The sequence below is a fragment of the Streptomyces sp. NPDC101110 genome (assembly GCF_044759525.1).
Classification (GTDB): Bacteria; Actinomycetota; Actinomycetes; order Streptomycetales; family Streptomycetaceae; genus Streptomyces.
The window spans coordinates 415,620-431,750 of the sequence record NZ_JBIVZM010000004.1; the positions used below are offsets into that span (position 1 = coordinate 415,620).

17 protein-coding genes are annotated in these 16,131 nt (G+C 74.9%); 8 read left to right on the forward strand and 9 right to left on the reverse strand.

The window, feature by feature from the left end; translation table 11 throughout:
* Positions 1-427 precede the first annotated feature (427 nt).
* A complete protein-coding gene (locus tag ACIQU3_RS11210; protein WP_403924529.1) occupies positions 428-841 on the forward strand; it encodes a DUF5994 family protein in 414 nt (137 codons plus the stop codon).
* Positions 842-857: 16 nt separating this feature from the next.
* Here the strand turns inward: ACIQU3_RS11210 and ACIQU3_RS11215 are convergent, their stop codons facing one another.
* Positions 858-1,220: a DUF1304 domain-containing protein gene (locus ACIQU3_RS11215; RefSeq protein ID WP_403735067.1), complete on the reverse strand. Its 363-nt coding sequence runs from the start codon at positions 1,218-1,220 to the stop codon at positions 858-860.
* 325 nt (positions 1,221-1,545) lie between these two features.
* Between ACIQU3_RS11215 and ACIQU3_RS11220 the strand changes: the two genes are divergently transcribed.
* The 4 genes from ACIQU3_RS11220 to ACIQU3_RS11235 all read left to right on the forward strand — a co-directional run bounded on the left by ACIQU3_RS11220 (position 1,546) and on the right by ACIQU3_RS11235 (position 5,519).
* On the forward strand, positions 1,546-3,471 hold the full coding sequence (locus ACIQU3_RS11220) for a hypothetical protein (protein WP_403924532.1): 1,926 nt from the start codon (positions 1,546-1,548) through the stop codon (positions 3,469-3,471).
* A 259-nt stretch (positions 3,472-3,730) separates the two neighbouring features.
* Positions 3,731-4,282: a tellurite resistance TerB family protein gene (locus ACIQU3_RS11225; RefSeq protein WP_403735061.1), complete on the forward strand. Its 552-nt coding sequence runs from the start codon at positions 3,731-3,733 to the stop codon at positions 4,280-4,282.
* Between the two features lie 195 nt (positions 4,283-4,477).
* The gene (locus ACIQU3_RS11230) at positions 4,478-4,840 is read left to right on the forward strand and encodes a DUF952 domain-containing protein (protein ID WP_403924535.1); all 363 of its coding nucleotides are present in this window, start codon (positions 4,478-4,480) and stop codon (positions 4,838-4,840) included.
* 4 nt (positions 4,841-4,844) lie between these two features.
* The gene (locus ACIQU3_RS11235) at positions 4,845-5,519 is read left to right on the forward strand and encodes a DUF4328 domain-containing protein (protein WP_403735055.1); all 675 of its coding nucleotides are present in this window, start codon (positions 4,845-4,847) and stop codon (positions 5,517-5,519) included.
* 74 nt (positions 5,520-5,593) lie between these two features.
* Here ACIQU3_RS11235 and ACIQU3_RS11240 read toward each other — a convergent pair whose 3' ends face one another.
* The 4 genes from ACIQU3_RS11240 to ACIQU3_RS11255 are packed head-to-tail and all read right to left on the reverse strand — an operon-like array spanning position 5,594 to position 7,593.
* Positions 5,594-6,118 (reverse strand): hypothetical protein, encoded by a 525-nt coding sequence (locus ACIQU3_RS11240; RefSeq protein ID WP_403924538.1) that lies wholly within the window; start codon positions 6,116-6,118, stop codon positions 5,594-5,596.
* Positions 6,102-6,593 carry an RNA polymerase sigma factor gene (locus ACIQU3_RS11245; protein WP_403735048.1) on the reverse strand — a complete coding sequence of 164 codons (492 nt, stop codon included), beginning with the start codon at positions 6,591-6,593 and terminating at the stop codon, positions 6,102-6,104. Before ACIQU3_RS11245 ends, ACIQU3_RS11240 begins: the two co-directional genes overlap by 17 nt.
* Entirely contained in the window at positions 6,590-7,219 is a 630-nt protein-coding gene (locus tag ACIQU3_RS11250) for a class F sortase (RefSeq protein ID WP_403924541.1), read from the reverse strand. Before ACIQU3_RS11250 ends, ACIQU3_RS11245 begins: the two co-directional genes overlap by 4 nt.
* On the reverse strand, positions 7,216-7,593 hold the full coding sequence (locus ACIQU3_RS11255) for a sortase-dependent protein (RefSeq protein ID WP_403735041.1): 378 nt from the start codon (positions 7,591-7,593) through the stop codon (positions 7,216-7,218). Before ACIQU3_RS11255 ends, ACIQU3_RS11250 begins: the two co-directional genes overlap by 4 nt.
* A 225-nt stretch (positions 7,594-7,818) precedes the next feature.
* On the opposite strand from ACIQU3_RS11255, the gene ACIQU3_RS11260 reads away from it, so the two are divergent.
* The 3 genes from ACIQU3_RS11260 (at position 7,819) to ACIQU3_RS11270 (ending at position 11,844) form a co-directional block, all read left to right on the forward strand.
* Complete coding sequence (locus tag ACIQU3_RS11260; protein WP_403735038.1) at positions 7,819-9,153, forward strand: hypothetical protein; 1,335 nt, start codon at positions 7,819-7,821, stop codon at positions 9,151-9,153.
* A gap of 211 nt (positions 9,154-9,364) precedes the next feature.
* Positions 9,365-10,606, forward strand: a complete 1,242-nt coding sequence (locus ACIQU3_RS11265; RefSeq protein ID WP_403735035.1) for an AAA family ATPase — start codon at positions 9,365-9,367, stop codon at positions 10,604-10,606.
* Positions 10,603-11,844 (forward strand): VWA-like domain-containing protein, encoded by a 1,242-nt coding sequence (locus tag ACIQU3_RS11270; RefSeq protein WP_403735030.1) that lies wholly within the window; start codon positions 10,603-10,605, stop codon positions 11,842-11,844. The genes ACIQU3_RS11265 and ACIQU3_RS11270 overlap by 4 nt, the downstream gene beginning before the upstream one ends.
* A 142-nt stretch (positions 11,845-11,986) precedes the next feature.
* Here ACIQU3_RS11270 and ACIQU3_RS11275 read toward each other — a convergent pair whose 3' ends face one another.
* From ACIQU3_RS11275 to ACIQU3_RS11290, 4 genes are all read right to left on the reverse strand, one after another.
* A complete protein-coding gene (locus ACIQU3_RS11275; RefSeq protein ID WP_403735027.1) occupies positions 11,987-12,874 on the reverse strand; it encodes an amidohydrolase family protein in 888 nt (295 codons plus the stop codon).
* A 173-nt stretch (positions 12,875-13,047) separates the two neighbouring features.
* Complete coding sequence (gene pip, locus ACIQU3_RS11280) at positions 13,048-14,010, reverse strand: prolyl aminopeptidase (RefSeq protein ID WP_403735024.1); 963 nt, start codon at positions 14,008-14,010, stop codon at positions 13,048-13,050.
* Positions 14,011-14,162: 152 nt separating this feature from the next.
* On the reverse strand, positions 14,163-14,801 hold the full coding sequence (locus tag ACIQU3_RS11285; RefSeq protein ID WP_403735021.1) for an ankyrin repeat domain-containing protein: 639 nt from the start codon (positions 14,799-14,801) through the stop codon (positions 14,163-14,165).
* A gap of 163 nt (positions 14,802-14,964) precedes the next feature.
* Positions 14,965-15,975: a LacI family DNA-binding transcriptional regulator gene (locus tag ACIQU3_RS11290; RefSeq protein ID WP_403735016.1), complete on the reverse strand. Its 1,011-nt coding sequence runs from the start codon at positions 15,973-15,975 to the stop codon at positions 14,965-14,967.
* Positions 15,976-16,131 lie beyond the last annotated feature (156 nt).

Genomic DNA, 16,131 nt, shown 5'->3' on the forward strand with positions numbered 1-16,131 from the left:
AACCGCAGGTCGGCGGGCCGGCGGGCCGGCAGATCAGCGGACCAGCGGCCGTCGGCCCGACGAGCCGGCAGGCCGGGATGCCCGGCAACCTCGGCGGGCGCACGGCAGCCTCGGTGGGGCCGGTGTGCGCGGCAACCCCGGCCACGCCGTTGACGGCCTCGGGGTGACACCCGTCCTTTCCCCCACGAGGAGATCACCATGCGCAGACCCCTGGCGCGCCTGATCACCGACTTCGACACCTGGACGGCGCGTGACTTCTGGCGCCATCTGAAGAGCCGCCACGGGCCTGTGAACGGTCGCGGGGCGGTGCGGGCGGCAACCCAGTTCCCGTGCCGCCCCGCGGGGTACGGTGAAGGAACGGAGGGTACGCAGACAGTGGCCGAACCGGTCTTCCGGCCACACGCCCCGGTCCGCAGCAGGAGCCCCGATGACGTCCGCCTCCTCGTCCCCGACACCGCACCCGGCACCGCGGGAAGTCCGGCTGCGGCTCGCCGAGCCGACGCGCTACGGCCGTACGGCCCGCCGCATCGACGGCGCGTGGTGGCCCCGGTCCGACGATCTGGCCGAGGAGCTGACCGGACTGCTGGGCGTGCTGCCGCCCGCCTGGGGGCGCATCGCCAGCGTCCTGGTCCACGGGGACACCTGGCCCGGTTGCCCGGAGCGGATGATGGTCGCCGGACAGCCGGTGCACGTCGGCCACGACGACTCGCCCACCGCCCCCCACACCGTCTGCCTGATCGCTCCCGGCCGGGGCCGCTACGACCTGCTGGTGGTGCCGCCGGCGACGGCCGAGGCCGAGGCGGACCGGCTCATGGAACGGGCCGTCGCCGGGGACGCGTGACGTCCCGTCCTGCCGGTCAGTGCGCGGCCAGCACCAGCGCCAGGGCGGCCAGCGCCGGGACGGTCTGCACGAAGAGGATCTTCCGGCTGGCGGTGGCCGCGCCGTAGAGGCCCGCGACCGCCACGCACACGAGGAAGAACACCGAGACCTGGAAGCCCACCGGGTCGGCCGCCACCGCGCCCCAGACCAGACCGGCGGCGAGGAAGCCGTTGTAGAGGCCCTGGTTGGCCGCCAGGGCCTTCGTCCCGGCGGCGAACTCGGCACTGGTGCCGAAGGCCGCCCGGGCCCGTGGCGTGGTCCACAGGAACATTTCCAGCACCAGGATGTAGGCGTGGAGCGCGGCGAGGGCCAGCACCGCGAGCGTGGCGAGCGTCGACATGCACTCATCATCACAGGCACGCCCGGCCCGTCCCCCGTCGGGCCCGCCCGGGAGGCGGCGTGGGGCGCCGGGTGGCAGATTGCGGCCAGAGGCCGGGTCCGGCCGTCGCGTCCCCGCGTGTGCCGCTCGGGAGCCGGACCCGGCCTCCCCGTGCCGCGCGGGGAGCGCGCCGCGCGCCGCTCCCCCTCTCGTGTCCGGAATCAACCATTCTCGGTTGACCGGCAGTCTCAGGTTTGATCAGCTGTCCCACCAGGCGTGTTCGATTCTGATCGAGCAGTTGATGGCTCCCGGGGGGGAGCTTGTGACGAGTTGGGGAGTTCCCTTGATGCATCACGGTTCCGCCGTGCCGCGCCGTGCCGGATTCCGGCGCGGCGCCGCGGCCCTGACCTTCGTGGCGCTGGCCGCCGGCACGGCCCTGACGGGTGCGCAGGCCGCCACGGCCGCCGGTGGCCAGGCGCCGGGGAAGGCCTGCGCGCCGACGGAGGGCTTCTCCGGCTGCCGCCTGTTCGTGCCCACCGAGGCCGACCAGGACTTCACGGTGCCGTCCGGGGTGACGAGCCTCGACGTACGGGCCTGGGGCGAGGGCGGCGCGGGCAACTCCATGGCGTACGGCGGTGCGGGCGGCTTCGTCGCCGGCAGCCTGAAGGTCAGCCCCGGAGAGGTCCTGAGCCTCGCCGTCGGCGGGCCCGGCTCCGGTGACGCCCTCGCCGGCAAGGGTGGCAGCGGGGGCGGCGAGCGCGGCGGCAACAGCAGCGCCATCCGCACGAGCGGCGGGGCGGCGCTCGTCGTCGCGGGCGGCGGTGGCGGCGCCGGTGGCGACGTGGCCCACGGCCAGGCCGGTGCCGCCGGGGGCGAGAACGGCCAGGACGGCTCCGAGAAGGACCGCGGCGGCAAGGGCGCCACCGGCGCGAAGGGCGGCGCGGGCACCGGCAACGGCGCCGCGGGCGCCGACCGTGCCAAGGGCGGGGCCGGCGGCGCCGGCGGCACGGGCCGTCACGGCGGTGGCGGCGGCGGTGCCGGATACGCGGGCGGCGGTGGCGGCACGGGCGCCGAGACCGGCTCGACCACCGGCAACGCCCCGACCACCGGCAGCGGTGGCGGCGGTTCCGGCTACGCCGAGCTGGCCCGGGTGGACGACGCCCGGCTCGTCGCCGGCGACAAGTACGCCGCCCCGGAGAAGAAGGACCCCTTCTGGGCGTCCTCCGACAACCCGGTCGACTCGGGCGTGGCCGAGGGCGGCGTCAACGCGCCCGGCGGCCCCGGCCGGATCGTCCTGCAGTGGCGGCAGTCCCCCGCCACGGACCGGCTGGTCCAGGTCTCCGGCACCGACGCCACCACCCAGCCGGGCACCGACGTCCGGCCGCTGGCCGTGGTGGCCCGGGACAAGGACGGCAGGCCGGTCGCCGACACCTCGGTGACCTTCACCGTCGAGGACCCGGACGGCCTGAAGCCGCTGTTCCGCCTCACCGGCGGCCCGGACGACGACGAGACCGTCGTGGCGACCGACGCCCGGGGCCGTGCACAGACCCCGTGGATCGGCCTGGGCAGCCGCAAGGAGGGCACGTTCACCGTCCGGGCGAAGACCCTGGGCGCTTCGGTGGCCCTCACCGTGCGGGTCAAGGAGTCCCCCTACACGGTGAGTGCCGTCGGTGGCAACGAGCAGAAGGCCGAGCAGGGCGGGGACTTCGCCGACGCGCTGCGCGCCCGGGTGGTCGCGTCGGGCCGGGCGGTGCCGGCCGGCACCGAGGTGGAGTTCCGCGTCGAGGACGGCGCCGAGGGTGCTCCCCGCTTCGGGGGCGAGGACCGGGTCGTGCGCGTGAAGACCGACGGCTCGGGCACGGCGACCGCCCCGGACCTGACCGCGGGTGAGGGTACGGGTACGTACACCGTGGCCGCGTCGGTGGGTGACGCCATGACCCAGTTCGCGGTCGAGGTCGTCCCCGGCGACGGCATGCAGGAGCCCGGCCCCGGCGACGCGTCCGGCTCCCCGTCCCCGAGCCCCACCACCGACCCGGGCCCCTCCGCCGAGCCGAGCCCGTCGACCGGCACCGCCACCCCCGGCACGACCGGCGGCGACGGCACCTCGACCACCGGCGGCGGCACGTCCACCGCCCTCGCCGGCGGCAGTCTCGCCTCCACCGGCGCGGGCGGCATCGGTCTCCTGCTCGCGGCGGCGGGCCTGGCAGCGGTGGGCTTCGCGGCCTTCCGCCTCGCCCCGCACCTGAAGCACCGCTCGCGCGAAGGCGCCTGACAGCACGCCACCGAGACGGCGCCTGAAGGCAGATCTCCGAGACGGTGTCTGGAGGCAGGTCTCCGAGACGGTGTCTGATGGCAGCTCACCGCGACGGCGTCCGGCGGCACGTCACCGCGGCGGCCCGCACCCGGTCCCCGGGTGCGGGCCGCCGCCGTTTCGTCTTTGCGGAACCTTTGCCCGGGGGCCGGGCGTTGGAGGGGTGTGCGCGCGTGAGCGGGTGCGCCAGGTGATGCCGACTAGTACCGAGGTGACGTCAATGGCAGTGTGGGACCGGCTCAAGGACCAGGCCAAGGCTCTCCAGCAGGGTCAGGGGGCGCGGGGTGCGACGGCCGGCGGGCACGGCGGCGGGACGCGGCCCGGCGGTGGCGGCAAGGCCCAGCTGGTCGGCCTGCTGAAGACACAGCTCGGCTCGCTGAAGAACGAGTTGAAGAGCGGTGCGTACCGGGACGCGAGCATGGCCATGTGCGCCCTGGTCGCGGCGGCCGACGGGCATGTCGACCCGGCCGAGCGCCACCAGGTCGAGTCCATGATCCTCAACAACGACGTCCTGCAGAACTTCCCGCCGGAACAGCTCCGGCAGCGTTTCAACAAGCACGTCGACCAGCTGACGGCCAACTTCCAGCTAGGCAAGTCGGAGGCGATGCAGGAGATCGCGAAGGCCGCCAAGAAGCCCACCGAGGCCAGGGCCGTGATCCAGACGGGCATCGTCATCGCCGGTTCCGACGGCGACTTCTCCCAGGCCGAGCAGATGGTCCTGCGCGAGGCCTGCGCGACGCTGGGGGTGTCCCCGGCCGAGTTCCAGCTCTGACGCCGCTCTGATTCCGGCTCTGCTCCCAGCTCCGTTGCCGGCTGTGACGCAGCTCTGATCAGCGAGCCGGGCCGGGCTCCCCTCCGCCGGGACGGGAGCCCGGCCCGCACGGCCGCCGGGACAGGAGCACCGCGACGACCCCCCCGACCGGACCGGCGCGTCGTCTGCACCGAGGCCGGCGTCTATAACGGGGCCATGATCTATCACGTCGTACCGCTCACCGTCTGGGCCACCGCCACCGGCCGGACGTACGCGCCGGACTCCCTCGCCGAGGAGGGGTTCGTGCACTGCTCCCCGGACGAGGCGACCACGCTGGCCGTCGTCGACGCCTTCTACCGGGACGCGCCCGGCCCCCTGCTGGTGCTCGCCCTCGACGAGGCGCGGCTCACCGCCCGGGTCGAGTGGGAGGCGGCGGCCCCCGCCCCGCCGCCCGGGGCGTCCGGCGACGTCCTGTTCCCGCACGTGTTCGGCCCTCTCGACCGGGACGCCGTCGACCACGTCCTGGAGGTGCGGTTCGACGAGGAGGGCCGGGCCGCGGAGCTGCGTACGGCAGGATGACCGGATGATCGAACAGGAATCCGTCCCCGCCGGCCCACCTCCCACGCTGCGCCCCGTCCGGGGAGCCGCCCGCTGTGCCGTCGCGGCGCTCGCGCTCGCGGCGCTCGCCTGGGTGGTCCGGGCGGTCTGGCACCTCCGGCTCGCCGCCGCGGGCGAACCGGCGTCCGGCCCGCCCGACCAGGGCGAGGGGGTGCATCGCCCGCTGAACGCCCTGGAGGACTCGTACCACTTGGTCTCCTCGGCGGGTGCCGCCGTCACGGCCGTCTGCGCGATCGTGTTCCTGTTCTGGCTGGACCAGGTGCGGGACAACGCCAAGGCCCTCACGGGCACGGCCCCCCGCTACGGCTACGGCTGGCTCTGGCTGGGCTGGATCGTGCCCGTGGCGAACCTGTGGATACCCCGGGGCGTCGTCGCGGACGTCCACCGCTCCGTCTTCCCCGAGCGGCCGCTGCCGGCCGTCGTGAACTGGTGGTGGGGCCTGTGGCTGCTCGGTCTGGCCGGCGGCGTGGGGATCATCTACGCCGACGACACGGACGAGGTCATCGCCCGTGCCTACCACGAGGTCACGCCCCTGCTCGTCGCCGACCTGGTGATCGTGGCTGCGGCCGTGGCGGCGGCCCTCATGGTCCACACGCTCACGACGGCACAGCAGGAACACATCGCTCGCAAGGGCTACTGACCGCCCGCAGCTCAGCGGCCGTCCGAACTGACCCGTCCGCACCTCAGCGGCCGTCCGAACTGATCGCCCGCAGCTCAGCGGCTGTCCGGCGCCGTCTCCCTGGTCGTGCCCGGCCGGGACGCCGACGGCACGGGACGTACCGAGGTGGGGGTGGCCGACGGGGCGTGGGACGGCTCCGCCCGGCCGGTCTCCTCCGGGGGGCCGGGTGTGCCGGGCCTGGTCGTGCGGGAGTCGCCGGTGCCCGGTGACGAGGGCCGCGAGCCGGGAACGGACGGTGACGGTTCGGGGGTCGGGGCCGCCGAGTCGGTGGCCGGCGCCGGTCTCGCGGTGGGCGGTGCCATCGGGATCGTCGGGGTCCGAGGGTGTTCGGGCGCGGTGTGGCGCAGCGGGAGCGCGATGAGGGCCGCCGCGACGCAGCACAGCCCCGCCCCGGCCGCGGTGCGCAGCAGGCGGCGCCGGGCCGCGCGGCGCCGGATCGCCTCGTACCGGCCGGCGGGAGCTCCCAGGTAGTCGGGGCCGTAGGGGCGCAGGATCACGGCGAGCGGGTCGTCGGGGGCGTGCCCCGGGTCACCCGGATCCCCGTCAAGACGTGTGGTCAAGGCTTCTCCTCAGGTGGACGCGGAGCAGTTCCCGGGCCGCGTGCAGATCGGCCTTGACGGTGCCTTCCTTCCGCCCGGTCAGTGCGGACACCTCGCGGATCGGCATGTCAGCGTAGTAGTGGAGGAGGATCGGGACGCGCAGTCGTTCCGGCAGCGACTGCACGAGCAGCCGCACGGACGGGTCGGCCTGCTCGTCGGGCGGGCGTACGGCGGCTTCCGAGGTGACGCGGTGCAGCGTCCGGCGCTCGCGCTCCGTCTTGCGCCAGTGGTCCCGGACCAGGTTGGCCGCGGTGACGTAGAGGAAGCCGCGCGGCTCGTCGACGGACGTCCAGCGGGCCCAGAGCCGGGTGAACGCCTCCGAGGCGATCTCGTGGGCCGTCCCGTCGTCGTCGACGAGCCGGCGGCACCAGCCGGCGAGGCGCGGGTAGAGGGCGGCGAACAGCTCGGATGCCGCCTTCTCGCGGGATCGTTTCAACGCTCTCCATGGTTGGGGGACTTCGCACCGCTCAGCGCCGCGAACACGATCACGTTGTCCGTGTATCCGTCTCCCGTCCGGGCTCCGCCGCACGTGATCAGCCGCAGCTCGGGGCGGGCCACGTTCCCGTAGACGTCGTCCGCCGGGAAGTCGGTTTTGGGGACGGTCCGTACGGCTGTGACGGCGAACTCCGCCGCCGTGCCGTTCTCCAGGCGCGCCACGATCCGGTCGTCCCGGTGCAGCCGGGCGAGGTGCCGGAAGACGCCGTCACCGTAGGGGCCGACCGTGACATGGCCGAGGAGCACCGACGGGCCCGTCTCGCCGGGTGCCGGCGAATGCCGGTACCAGCCCGCGCGGTCGTGGTCCGTGACCGGTGGCACCTGCACCGTGCCGTCGGCCGCCAGGCCCAGCCGGATGACCGGGGTGTCGACACCGATGGCCGGGATCAGGAGCCGGACGGGGACCGAACGGGCCGGGGGGCGTGCTCCGTCGGCCGGCACCGGCGAGGCGGTGATCCTCGGCCGGCGCGCGGCGCCGTCGGGGCGGGTGGGTCCGGGGCCCCCGCACGCCGTCAGCAGGGACGCCAGCCCCCCGGCCGTGAAGGCGCGCCTGGAGAACGGGCTCACGCCCCGCTCGCCCGGCGCCGGCGTACGACGAAGACGGTACCGCCGCCCAGGGCGAGCACCGCGGCGGTGCCCGCGCCGATCGCCGTGCCGCCGGTTCCCGAGGCGGCGGGCGGCGTCACACCGGTGTCGGGCGCGCCGCTGGGCCGGACGGAGACCTGGCCCTCGGCGGGGGCCCGGGTCGGCTCGTCAGCGGCCGGCGGGCGGGTCGGTTCGGGCGTCCGGGTCGGTTCGGCGCTCTCCGCCGGCCCGGTGGTGGGCGAGGCGGCCGACGGGACCGGGCTCGGGGTCGCCGCCCCGTCCGCGAAGGCGGGCCCCGTGCCCAGCAGTACGGCGGTGCCCGCCAGGGCCAGGGTGCTGAGGACAGTTCGGCGCATGGAATCGCACTCCTTCGTCGGTCCGCCCGACGGTCGGCGGGCGGGGTGACAGATCGTGCGGAGAGACGAGGCGGCGGCACGGCGGGTTGTAAAGAGATGGCAAAGCCGCCGGGGGGCCTCCGAAATATTCGGCTGCGTGCGGGACTTCGGGGCCGTTAGCATCCGACCGATGACGACTCACTCCACGAACAGATTGGGGGACCCGGCCGCGCAAGGTGAGTGCTGATGCCCACCGACCACGCGAACGGGGACTTCCCGCTTTCCTTCTGGCCGCGCGTGCGCGAGTACGCCGTGCCCCCTTCCATGATCGAGACGGCGACCGCGCGCCGCCGTGCCGGTGACTGGGCCGGTGCCTGCGCCGCCGCGAACATCGACGTCGATCTCCGACCCCGCCTCGTCGCGCGGCGCCACGGCGGGGAGGTCGCCGCCCTGCTGCGCACCGACCTGCGTCACCTCGCCCCCGACCTGCTGCGCTGGCACATGCCGAGGATCGCCCCCGACGGGCTGCTGCGGCCGGGTCTGACCCTCACCCTGGCCCGGTACGGCACGGCGGCGCAGACGCTGCACCTCGTGGCGCGGACCCCGCCGGCCTGGGCGGACGCCGGTCAGCGGATCAGCCTCGCCCTGTGGGACGGCTCCCGCGGGCACGAGAGCGACCGGTGGCATCCGCACCCCCGTCCCAGTCGGCGCTTCCGGTTCGACCTGCACCGCCACCTGTGGGACGCGCGCCGGGCCGGAGAGCTGCGGACGCGCTCCGGTCAGGGTGGGCCTCTCCCCGAGGTCGCCGGGGCGCCGCCCGGGGGGAGGCGGTGCGCCGTCGACCGGTGGGCGGCCGAGGCGGCGATCCTGCTGCGGGCCGAGGGGCGGTCCGGCGGCAAGGTCGCCGTACGGCTCGGGGCCCGGCACCGCGTCGTCCTCGACGTGTCCGACGGTGGTGGGGAGAGCGCCGTGTCGTACGCGCGTGCCCCGGACTCCGCACTGCCCGTGCTGCCCGACGCGGCGACCTGGGTGCCGCCCGACGTGGAGCTGTTGCGGGCCGGGGCGATCGACGCCGGGCGCCTGCATCCGCTGGTCGCCGCCGCGCTGGGTGCCGAAGGGAGCGGGCCCGCCCCGGTGCCCGGGCGGACGGGCGATCCACGGGTGGTGGAATGCCGGGGCGCCCGGCACCGGATCGGCCTGGTCGACGGCGTCCTGGCGGCACTCGACCACGACCCGGACGAGGTGCGGCGGGAGGAACTGCTCGCCGCCTTCGGCGGACCGCCGCTGCCCTGCCTGCGGGCCGTCGACGAGGCACACCGCCGGCCCGACTGCCTTCCCGGCGTCCGCGAACGTCTCCAGCACGGCGACACCGCCGGGGCGCTCGCCGCGGTCGAGAACCTGCTCGGCCCCGAGGCGGTGCTGCGCGACGGCCCGCTGCGGGACGCGCTGGAGACGGCCGCGCGCAGGCGCGTCGCCCACGGGCTGTTCCGGGCCGGGCTCGAAGGCCCCGCGCCCGGCAGCCTGCGCCCCTGGGACCGTCGCCGCTCCCGGGACGACGGCCCGCACCCCCGCCACATGTAGAGCGCCCTGACCCGACCCGACCGGGCTCGACCGCGTGCCCCGGTTCCTCCTCATCCACCGAGACGTCCGACCGAGACGTTCGACCGAGACGTTCGACCGAGACGTCCGACCGAGACGTCCGACCGAGACGTCCGAGCGAGACGGCTCACCGAGGCGTCCGACCCGAGAAGTCCGACCGAGACGGCCCACCACCGGCAACAGGTGATCACACATGCGCACTCACACCCCGTCCCTGCCCGACACCGCCACCCGGCTCGACGTGGCTGCCGAGCTGCTGGCCCTGCTGCGGGACACCACCACCGAACCCCGCCCCGACACCCAACTGGAGGCCCTCACCCTGGCCGTGGCCGCCGACCTGCCCGTGCTGCTGTGGGGCGAACCGGGCATCGGCAAGACGGCTGCCCTGACCCAGCTCGCCACGGCCCTGGACCTGCCGCTGACCACGGTGATCGCCAGCGTGCACGAACCGTCCGACTTCTCCGGCCTGCCGGTCGTCGGCGACGACCCCGCCGAGCAGGGCGTGCCGATGGCCCCGCCGGACTGGGCCGTACGCCTGGTGCGGGCCGGGCGGGGGCTGCTGTTCCTCGACGAACTGTCCACCGCGCCGCCCGCCGTGCAGGCCGCCCTGCTCCGGCTCGTGCTGGAGCGGCGCATCGGCGCGCTGCGGCTGCCGCCGGACGTACGGATCGTGGCCGCCGCCAACCCGCGCTCCTCGGCAGCCGACGGCTGGGAACTGAGCCCGCCGCTCGCCAACCGCTTCGTCCATCTCCAGTGGACGCACGACACCGACGTCGTCGTCCGCGGTCTCGGCGGGGTCTGGCCGCGGGCGACCCTGCCCCGGCTCGATCCGCTCGTGCTGCCGGAGGCCGTGGACTTCGCCCGCCGCGCGGTGTGCGGGCTGCTCGCCGCCCGCCCCGCGCTCGCGCACCGGCTGCCTACGGGCGAGATGCACCGGGGCGGTCCCTGGCCGTCCCCGCGCAGCTGGGAGATGACGCTGCGTCTGATCGCCTTCGCGACCGCGGCCGGCTCCTGCCGGGACGTCCTCTCCCTGCTGGTCAGGGGCACGGTGGGGGACGGGCCGGGGCTCGAACTGCTGGCGAGCCTGGACCGGATGGATCTCCCGGACCCCGAGACGCTGCTGGCCGACCCGGCCGGTGCGGAGCTGCCCGAACGCGGGGATCTGCGCCAGGCGGCACTGGACGGGGTCGTCGTGGCGGTGCGCAACCGCCCCGAGCGGTCCCGCTGGGACGCCGCCTGGGCGCTCCTGGTGAAGGCCCTGGAGACCGGCCCCCCGGACGTCGTGGTCGTCCCCGCGACCACCCTCGCCTCCCTGCGCCGCGACGACTGGGACGTCCCGGCGTCGATCGAGCGCCTGGCAGGAGTGGTGTCCTTGTCCCGCAGGGCGGACCGGACCACGGCCGCGGTCGCGGCAGCGGCGAAGGCGGGCCGGTGACGGCGGACGAACCCGGGGCCCTCGACCGGGACAAGCTGTTCACCGCCCGCCTGCACGCCGCTCGCGTCCGCCCCTACCTCGCCACCGCCCTGTTCGCCCTGCACGTCGTCGAGTCGCGGCGGGTGCCGACCATGGGAGTCGACCGGTACTGGCGCTGCTACGTCTCGCCGGGTTTCGTGGACCGTACACCCGTCGAGGAGCTCGCGGGCGTGTGGGTGCACGAGGTGTCGCACCTGCTGCGCGACCACCACGGCCGCAGCGACCGGGTCGCCCGGGAGCGCGGTCTGCACGGCCCGGGGGAGCGGCTGCGGATGAACATCGCCGCGGACTTCGAGATCAACGACGACGTCTACGGCGAGGGCCTGGCCCGCCCCGAGGGCGTGGTCGACCCGGGCGATCTCGGCCTGTCCGAGGGGGAGTTGATGGAGGAGTACCTGCGGCGGTTCAGCCTGGGTCCGCGGGCACAGGACCTGGCCTGGCTGGACTGCGGCAGTGGTGCCGACGGCCTGGACCGGGAGTGGGAACTGGGCCCGGACGGGGCGCACGGCCTGAGCGAGCAGGAGCGGGACGCGGTCCGCTTCCGGGTCGCGCAGGGCATCACCGGCCGGCCGGGCAGGGCCCCCCGGGGCTGGCGGCGCTGGGCGGAGGAGGCCTTCCACCCGCCGCAGCCGTGGCGGGAGCTGCTGGGTTCGGCGGTCCGCTCGGCGACGTCCGGTCCCGGCGCCGGCGAGGACTACACCTATGGGCGGCCCGCCCGCCGTTCGACCGCGCTGCCCGGCACGGTCCTGCCGAGCCTGCGCCGCCGGCCGCCCCGCGTGGCCGTCGTCATCGACACCTCCGGCTCGGTCAGCGACGCCGAACTGGGCAGTGCGCTGCTGGAGGTCGCCGCGATCGCCCGGGCCGTGGGCGGCCGTCGCGACCTCGTCACCGTGGTGCCCTGCGACGCCTCGGCGGGGGCCGCCCGGCGCCTGTGCCGCGCCGAGGGCATCCCGCTCACCGGCGGCGGTGGCACGGACCTGAGGGCCGGCTTCACCCGGGCCCTGCGCACCCGTCCGGCTCCCGACGTCATCGTCGCCCTCACCGACGGCCAGACGCCCTGGCCGGGCACCCGGCCGCCGTGCCGCACGGTGGTGGGCCTGTTCCCCCGCCGCTACGAGAACCACTCCTTCGACGAGTCCCGCTCCGAGTACGTCCCGGACTCGCCCCCGGAGTGGGCCCGGGTGGTGGACATCGGCTGACCGGGAGGTCACCCCGGCTTCGGCACGGCCGCCCGGCCGCCCCTGGGGGCCACCGCCACGTCGAGGGAGCCGGCGGCGGTCACGGTCCCGCTGCCGCTCACGACCGGGGTCCCGCAGGGGTTCGGGCGGCCGGGCCCCGGCCTCACAACCCGAAGAGCTCGGCCCCGTTGTCGTGGCACACCGCCCGCAGCCACTCCTCGCCGAGGCCGAGCCGCTCCAGGGCGTCGAGCTGATGCACGTACGGATAGGGGATGTTGGGGAAGTCGGAGCCGAGCAGTACACGGTCGCCGAGGGCGGCCAGCCGGGGCAGGGCACGGCGGGGGAGCGGCATGAACGCCTCGGTGAAGTCGGTGAACGCCATCGTCGTGTCCAGCCGCACCTCCCCGTACCGCTCGGCGAGGTCGAGGAACTCCTCGTACTCGGGCATCCCCATGTGCGCGACGATCAGCCGGAGCCGGGGATGCTCGGCCAGCACCCGCGCGATCGGCTCCGGGCCGGTGTGCTTGCCGGGCGCGGGGCCGGAACCGCAGTGGATCACCACCGGGACACCGGCCTCGGCCAGCAGACCCCACGCCGGCCGCAGGAGCTCGTCGGCCGGGTCGTACGCCCCCACCTGCACATGCGACTTGAAGACCCGCGCGCCCGCTTCGACGGCTTCCCGGACGTACGCCTCGACGCCCGGCTCCGGGAAGAGGGTGGCGGTGTGCAGACAGTCGGGGGTGCGGTGGGCGAAGTCGGCGGCCCAGCCGTTGAGCCAGCGGGCCATGCCGGGCTTGTGCGGATAGAGCATCGAGGTGAAGGCCCGCACGCCGAACCCCCGCAGGATCGTGGCCCGTTCGGCCTCCGCTTCCCGGTAGGTGATCGGCCACTCCAGTCCGCCGGTGAGCGGCCCCAGGGAGTCGAAGTACTCCCAGACCTTGCGCAGGACCCGCTCGGGCATGAAGTGCGTGTGCACGTCGACGAGACCGGGGAGCCCGAGCCGCCCCCAGAAGCGGCGGACGGCGTCGGACTCGGCAGCGTGATCATCCATGGTGCCCACCCTCGGACGGGACGGGGCGGCGTGACCAGTGCCGTGCGCGCGGCATCCGTGAGGAATCCGTCACGCCGCGAGCCACCGGCTCAGCTGCTCCGAAACCGTCCGTGGACTCCGCGCACCCGGCTCAGGTGTTCAGGAACCCGGTCCGCGGCCGCCAGGCGCCCGGCTCAGGTGTTCCGGAACCGGTCCGTGGCCGCCACCACAGCCGCCGTCGTGGAGGTGCCCGCCAGACCGTGCCCCTCGTCGCCGATCAGGACGAGCTCGGCGTCCGGCCATGCCCGGGCCAGCCGCCACGCGACGTCCGCGGGGCTGCTGATGTCCATCCGGCCGTGGATCAGCACACCCGGGATGCCGGCCAGCCTCCCGGCGTCACGCAGCAGCTCCCCGTCCTGAAGGAACGCGGCGTGCCGCCAGTAGTGCGTGACGAGGCGGGCGAAGCGCATCCGCATGCGCGGGTCGTCGTAGCGGGGGTCGGGCCGGTGCCCGGGAGCGGTGGAGACATGAACGTCCTCCCACCGGCACCACTCCCGCGCGGCCCGCTCCCGCACGGCGGGATCGGGGTCGGCGAGCATCCGGGCGTATGCGTCGGCCAGACTCCCCTCGCGCTCCGCCGCGGGCACGGTGTCCCGGAACCGGGCCCACTCCTCGGGGAAGATCCGCCCCATGTCCCGGGTGACCCACTCGACCTCGCGGCGCGTGGTGTGGGTGACGCTGAAGAGGACCAGCTCGGAGACGGCGGCGGGGTGCCGCTGGGCGTAGGCCAGCGCGAGGGTCGCGCCCCAGGAGCCGCCGAGCACGAGCCATTTCCCGATGCCGAGGTGCTTGCGCAACTGCTCCACGTCGGCGATCAGATGGTGGGTGGTGTTGGCGGCGAGCGAGGTCCGCGGATCGGCGGCGTCGGGCGTACTGCGCCCGCATCCGCGCTGGTCGAGGAGCACGATGCGGTACGCCGCCGGGTCGAACAGCCGCCGCCAGAACGGCCCCGCCCCGGACCCCGGCCCGCCGTGCAGCACGAGGGCGGGTTTGCCCGCGGGGTTCCCGCAGGTCTCCCAGTGGACGCGGTTGCCGTCACCGACGTCGAGCATGCCGTGCGCGTACGGCTCGATGCCGGCGGGATGGAGCTCGGCCATACGAGAAGTCCCCTCTCACCGTCCCTGCGATCCGACCTGTCCCTGTAGTCGACCCGTTCCCGCGGGCGACCCGTTCCTGTGGTTGACCCGTCCCTGTGGCCGATCCGACGCAGGTCCGCCCGCCGAACTCCGTTCGGGGCGACGGACCTCGGCTACTTGATCTCGGTCCAGCCTGTGGGCGTCACCTTGTAGTGGTCCCCGTCGTCGGCGTCCATCCGCGAGCTCGCGTGCACGTGCACGTGGTCGCCCTCGTGGTGGTACCGGAAGCCGCCCATCATGCCGACCACCGTGAAGACGACCCTCACGGCGGGACCCTCCGTGAGAGGGGCGAGCGGGGGCAGCAGGTGCTCGATCTCCTCGAAGCACCGGCCGGTCGTCTCGCGCATCAGCGTGTGGAAGTGCTGCTCCAGGGCGTCCGCCGGGACGGGCAGGGGCCGTACCGTGACCGGTTCGAGGAGCTCCAGCAGGTGCGTGTGCCCCCGCTCCCGGGCGATGTCGACGGGACGGCGGCCGTCCCGGGTGAGCTGGGTGCGCCAGGCGCCGTGCGCGATCAGCCGGGACACCACGGCGAACTCGGCGCCGTGCCAGGCCGCTTGATGCAACGGGGAGAAGCCGCTGCGGTTCCCGGGCCGGGGCAGATTGACCCACTCCGGCCACTCCCCCAGCGCCTCGAACAGCCGCTCCCAGGCGGCGTCCCGCGCCAGATCCGAGAAGGCGTCACGCCGTTCCAGATACCACTGGTTGAAGCGCGCGCGATCGGTGAGCCCGTCCCATTGCAGCAGCGTGATCACCGGCCCACGGTAGCCGAGCGGGGCGGAACACCCTGGGCCGCGGGCCGGAACGGTCGCTGCGGCAAGGGCACCCGAGTCGCCGGGACTCGCCCTGGCGCCGCGGCGACTCCAGGAACGCCCACAGTTCCGGGTACTCCGACGGACCTCCGATCACGCCGCGGGCCTACGGTGCACTCGATGCCGGGCCCGGAGACGGTTTGCGGGCCGTGCTGCGGCGTTGCACCAGGCGCGTGGGCACCAGCGTCGTCCCGTGTTCCGTGCCGGCCTCCCGTATCTTGCTGAGCACCCCCTCCACGCACAGCCGCCCCACCTGAGCGAAGTCCTGGTGGATCGTGGTCAGGGGAGGGAGGAAGGACGCGGACTCGGGGATGTCGTCGAAGCCGACGACGCTGACGTCCTCGGGGACGCGGCGGCCGCGTTCGTGGAGGGCGCGGAGCAGGCCCAGGGCCATCTGGTCGTTGGCCGTGAACACCGCCGTGCAGTCCGGCTCGTCGGCCAGCCGGAGCCCCGCGCGGTAGCCGGACTCCGCCGACCAGTCGCCCCGGACCAGGGGCGGTGGGGTGCGGCCCGCCTCGGTCAGGGTGGTGCGCCAGGCGTTGGCGCGGCGCTGGGCGGCGAAGGAGCCCTCCGGGCCGGCCAGGTGCCACACCGTGTCGTGCCCGAGGTCCAGCAGGTGCCGTACCGCGTCCCGGGCACCGCCCGCCTGGTCGGTGTCGACGACGGTGTAGCGGTCGCCGGCGTCGGAATCGGCCACCACGACCTGCACACCGGGCGGCAGGGACACCGTCGCCGCGTCGAGCAGGTGGATCTCCATGATGACGATGACGGCGTCCACGGCGAGCTCCCCCAGCCGGGAGAACGCGCCGTTCACCTCGTCCTGGGTGGGGACGGCCACCGGCAGCAGGGTGACGGCGTAGCCGTGCTCGGCGGCGGAGGTGGCGATGGCCTCCAGGGTGCGGATGTTGCCCATGGTGGAGAGCGAGAAGGTGATCACGCCGAGGGTGCGGAACTCGCCCCGGCGCAGCGCCCGCGCCGCGCTGTTGGGGCGGTAGCCGAGCTCCCGCATGGCGGCCAGGACCTGCGCGCGGGTGTCCTCGGTAACACCCGGGAAGCCGTTGGAGACCCGGGAGACGGTCTGCGAGGAGACCCCGGCGAGCTGCGCGACGTCCGCCATGGAGGCCCCCTGCCGGGGCCGCGCCGCACGCCGTCTCGTACGGCTCGTGCCGCCCGGCTCGCTCTCGCCGTTCACCGCGCCCACCCGCCCCTCGCCTCCCTCGACGCGCCCCCGGCGCGCAATCCAGGTCCGGAACGACTCCTTGACCCCTGAGAT

Bases quoted from the DNA above. Each gene is read 5' to 3' on its own strand.
- ACIQU3_RS11210 (WP_403924529.1), top strand. From the start codon at position 428: ATGACGTCCGCCTCCTCGTCCCCGACACCGCACCCGGCACCGCGGGAA.
- ACIQU3_RS11215 (WP_403735067.1), bottom strand. From the start codon at position 1,220: ATGTCGACGCTCGCCACGCTCGCGGTGCTGGCCCTCGCCGCGCTCCAC.
- ACIQU3_RS11220 (WP_403924532.1), top strand. From the start codon at position 1,546: ATGCATCACGGTTCCGCCGTGCCGCGCCGTGCCGGATTCCGGCGCGGC.
- ACIQU3_RS11225 (WP_403735061.1), top strand. From the start codon at position 3,731: ATGGCAGTGTGGGACCGGCTCAAGGACCAGGCCAAGGCTCTCCAGCAG.
- ACIQU3_RS11230 (WP_403924535.1), top strand. From the start codon at position 4,478: ATGATCTATCACGTCGTACCGCTCACCGTCTGGGCCACCGCCACCGGC.
- ACIQU3_RS11235 (WP_403735055.1), top strand. From the start codon at position 4,845: ATGATCGAACAGGAATCCGTCCCCGCCGGCCCACCTCCCACGCTGCGC.
- ACIQU3_RS11255 (WP_403735041.1), bottom strand. From the start codon at position 7,593: ATGCGCCGAACTGTCCTCAGCACCCTGGCCCTGGCGGGCACCGCCGTA.
- ACIQU3_RS11260 (WP_403735038.1), top strand. From the start codon at position 7,819: ATGCCCACCGACCACGCGAACGGGGACTTCCCGCTTTCCTTCTGGCCG.
- ACIQU3_RS11265 (WP_403735035.1), top strand. From the start codon at position 9,365: ATGCGCACTCACACCCCGTCCCTGCCCGACACCGCCACCCGGCTCGAC.
- ACIQU3_RS11275 (WP_403735027.1), bottom strand. From the start codon at position 12,874: ATGGATGATCACGCTGCCGAGTCCGACGCCGTCCGCCGCTTCTGGGGG.
- pip (WP_403735024.1), bottom strand. From the start codon at position 14,010: ATGGCCGAGCTCCATCCCGCCGGCATCGAGCCGTACGCGCACGGCATG.
- ACIQU3_RS11290 (WP_403735016.1), bottom strand. From the start codon at position 15,975: ATGGCGGACGTCGCGCAGCTCGCCGGGGTCTCCTCGCAGACCGTCTCC.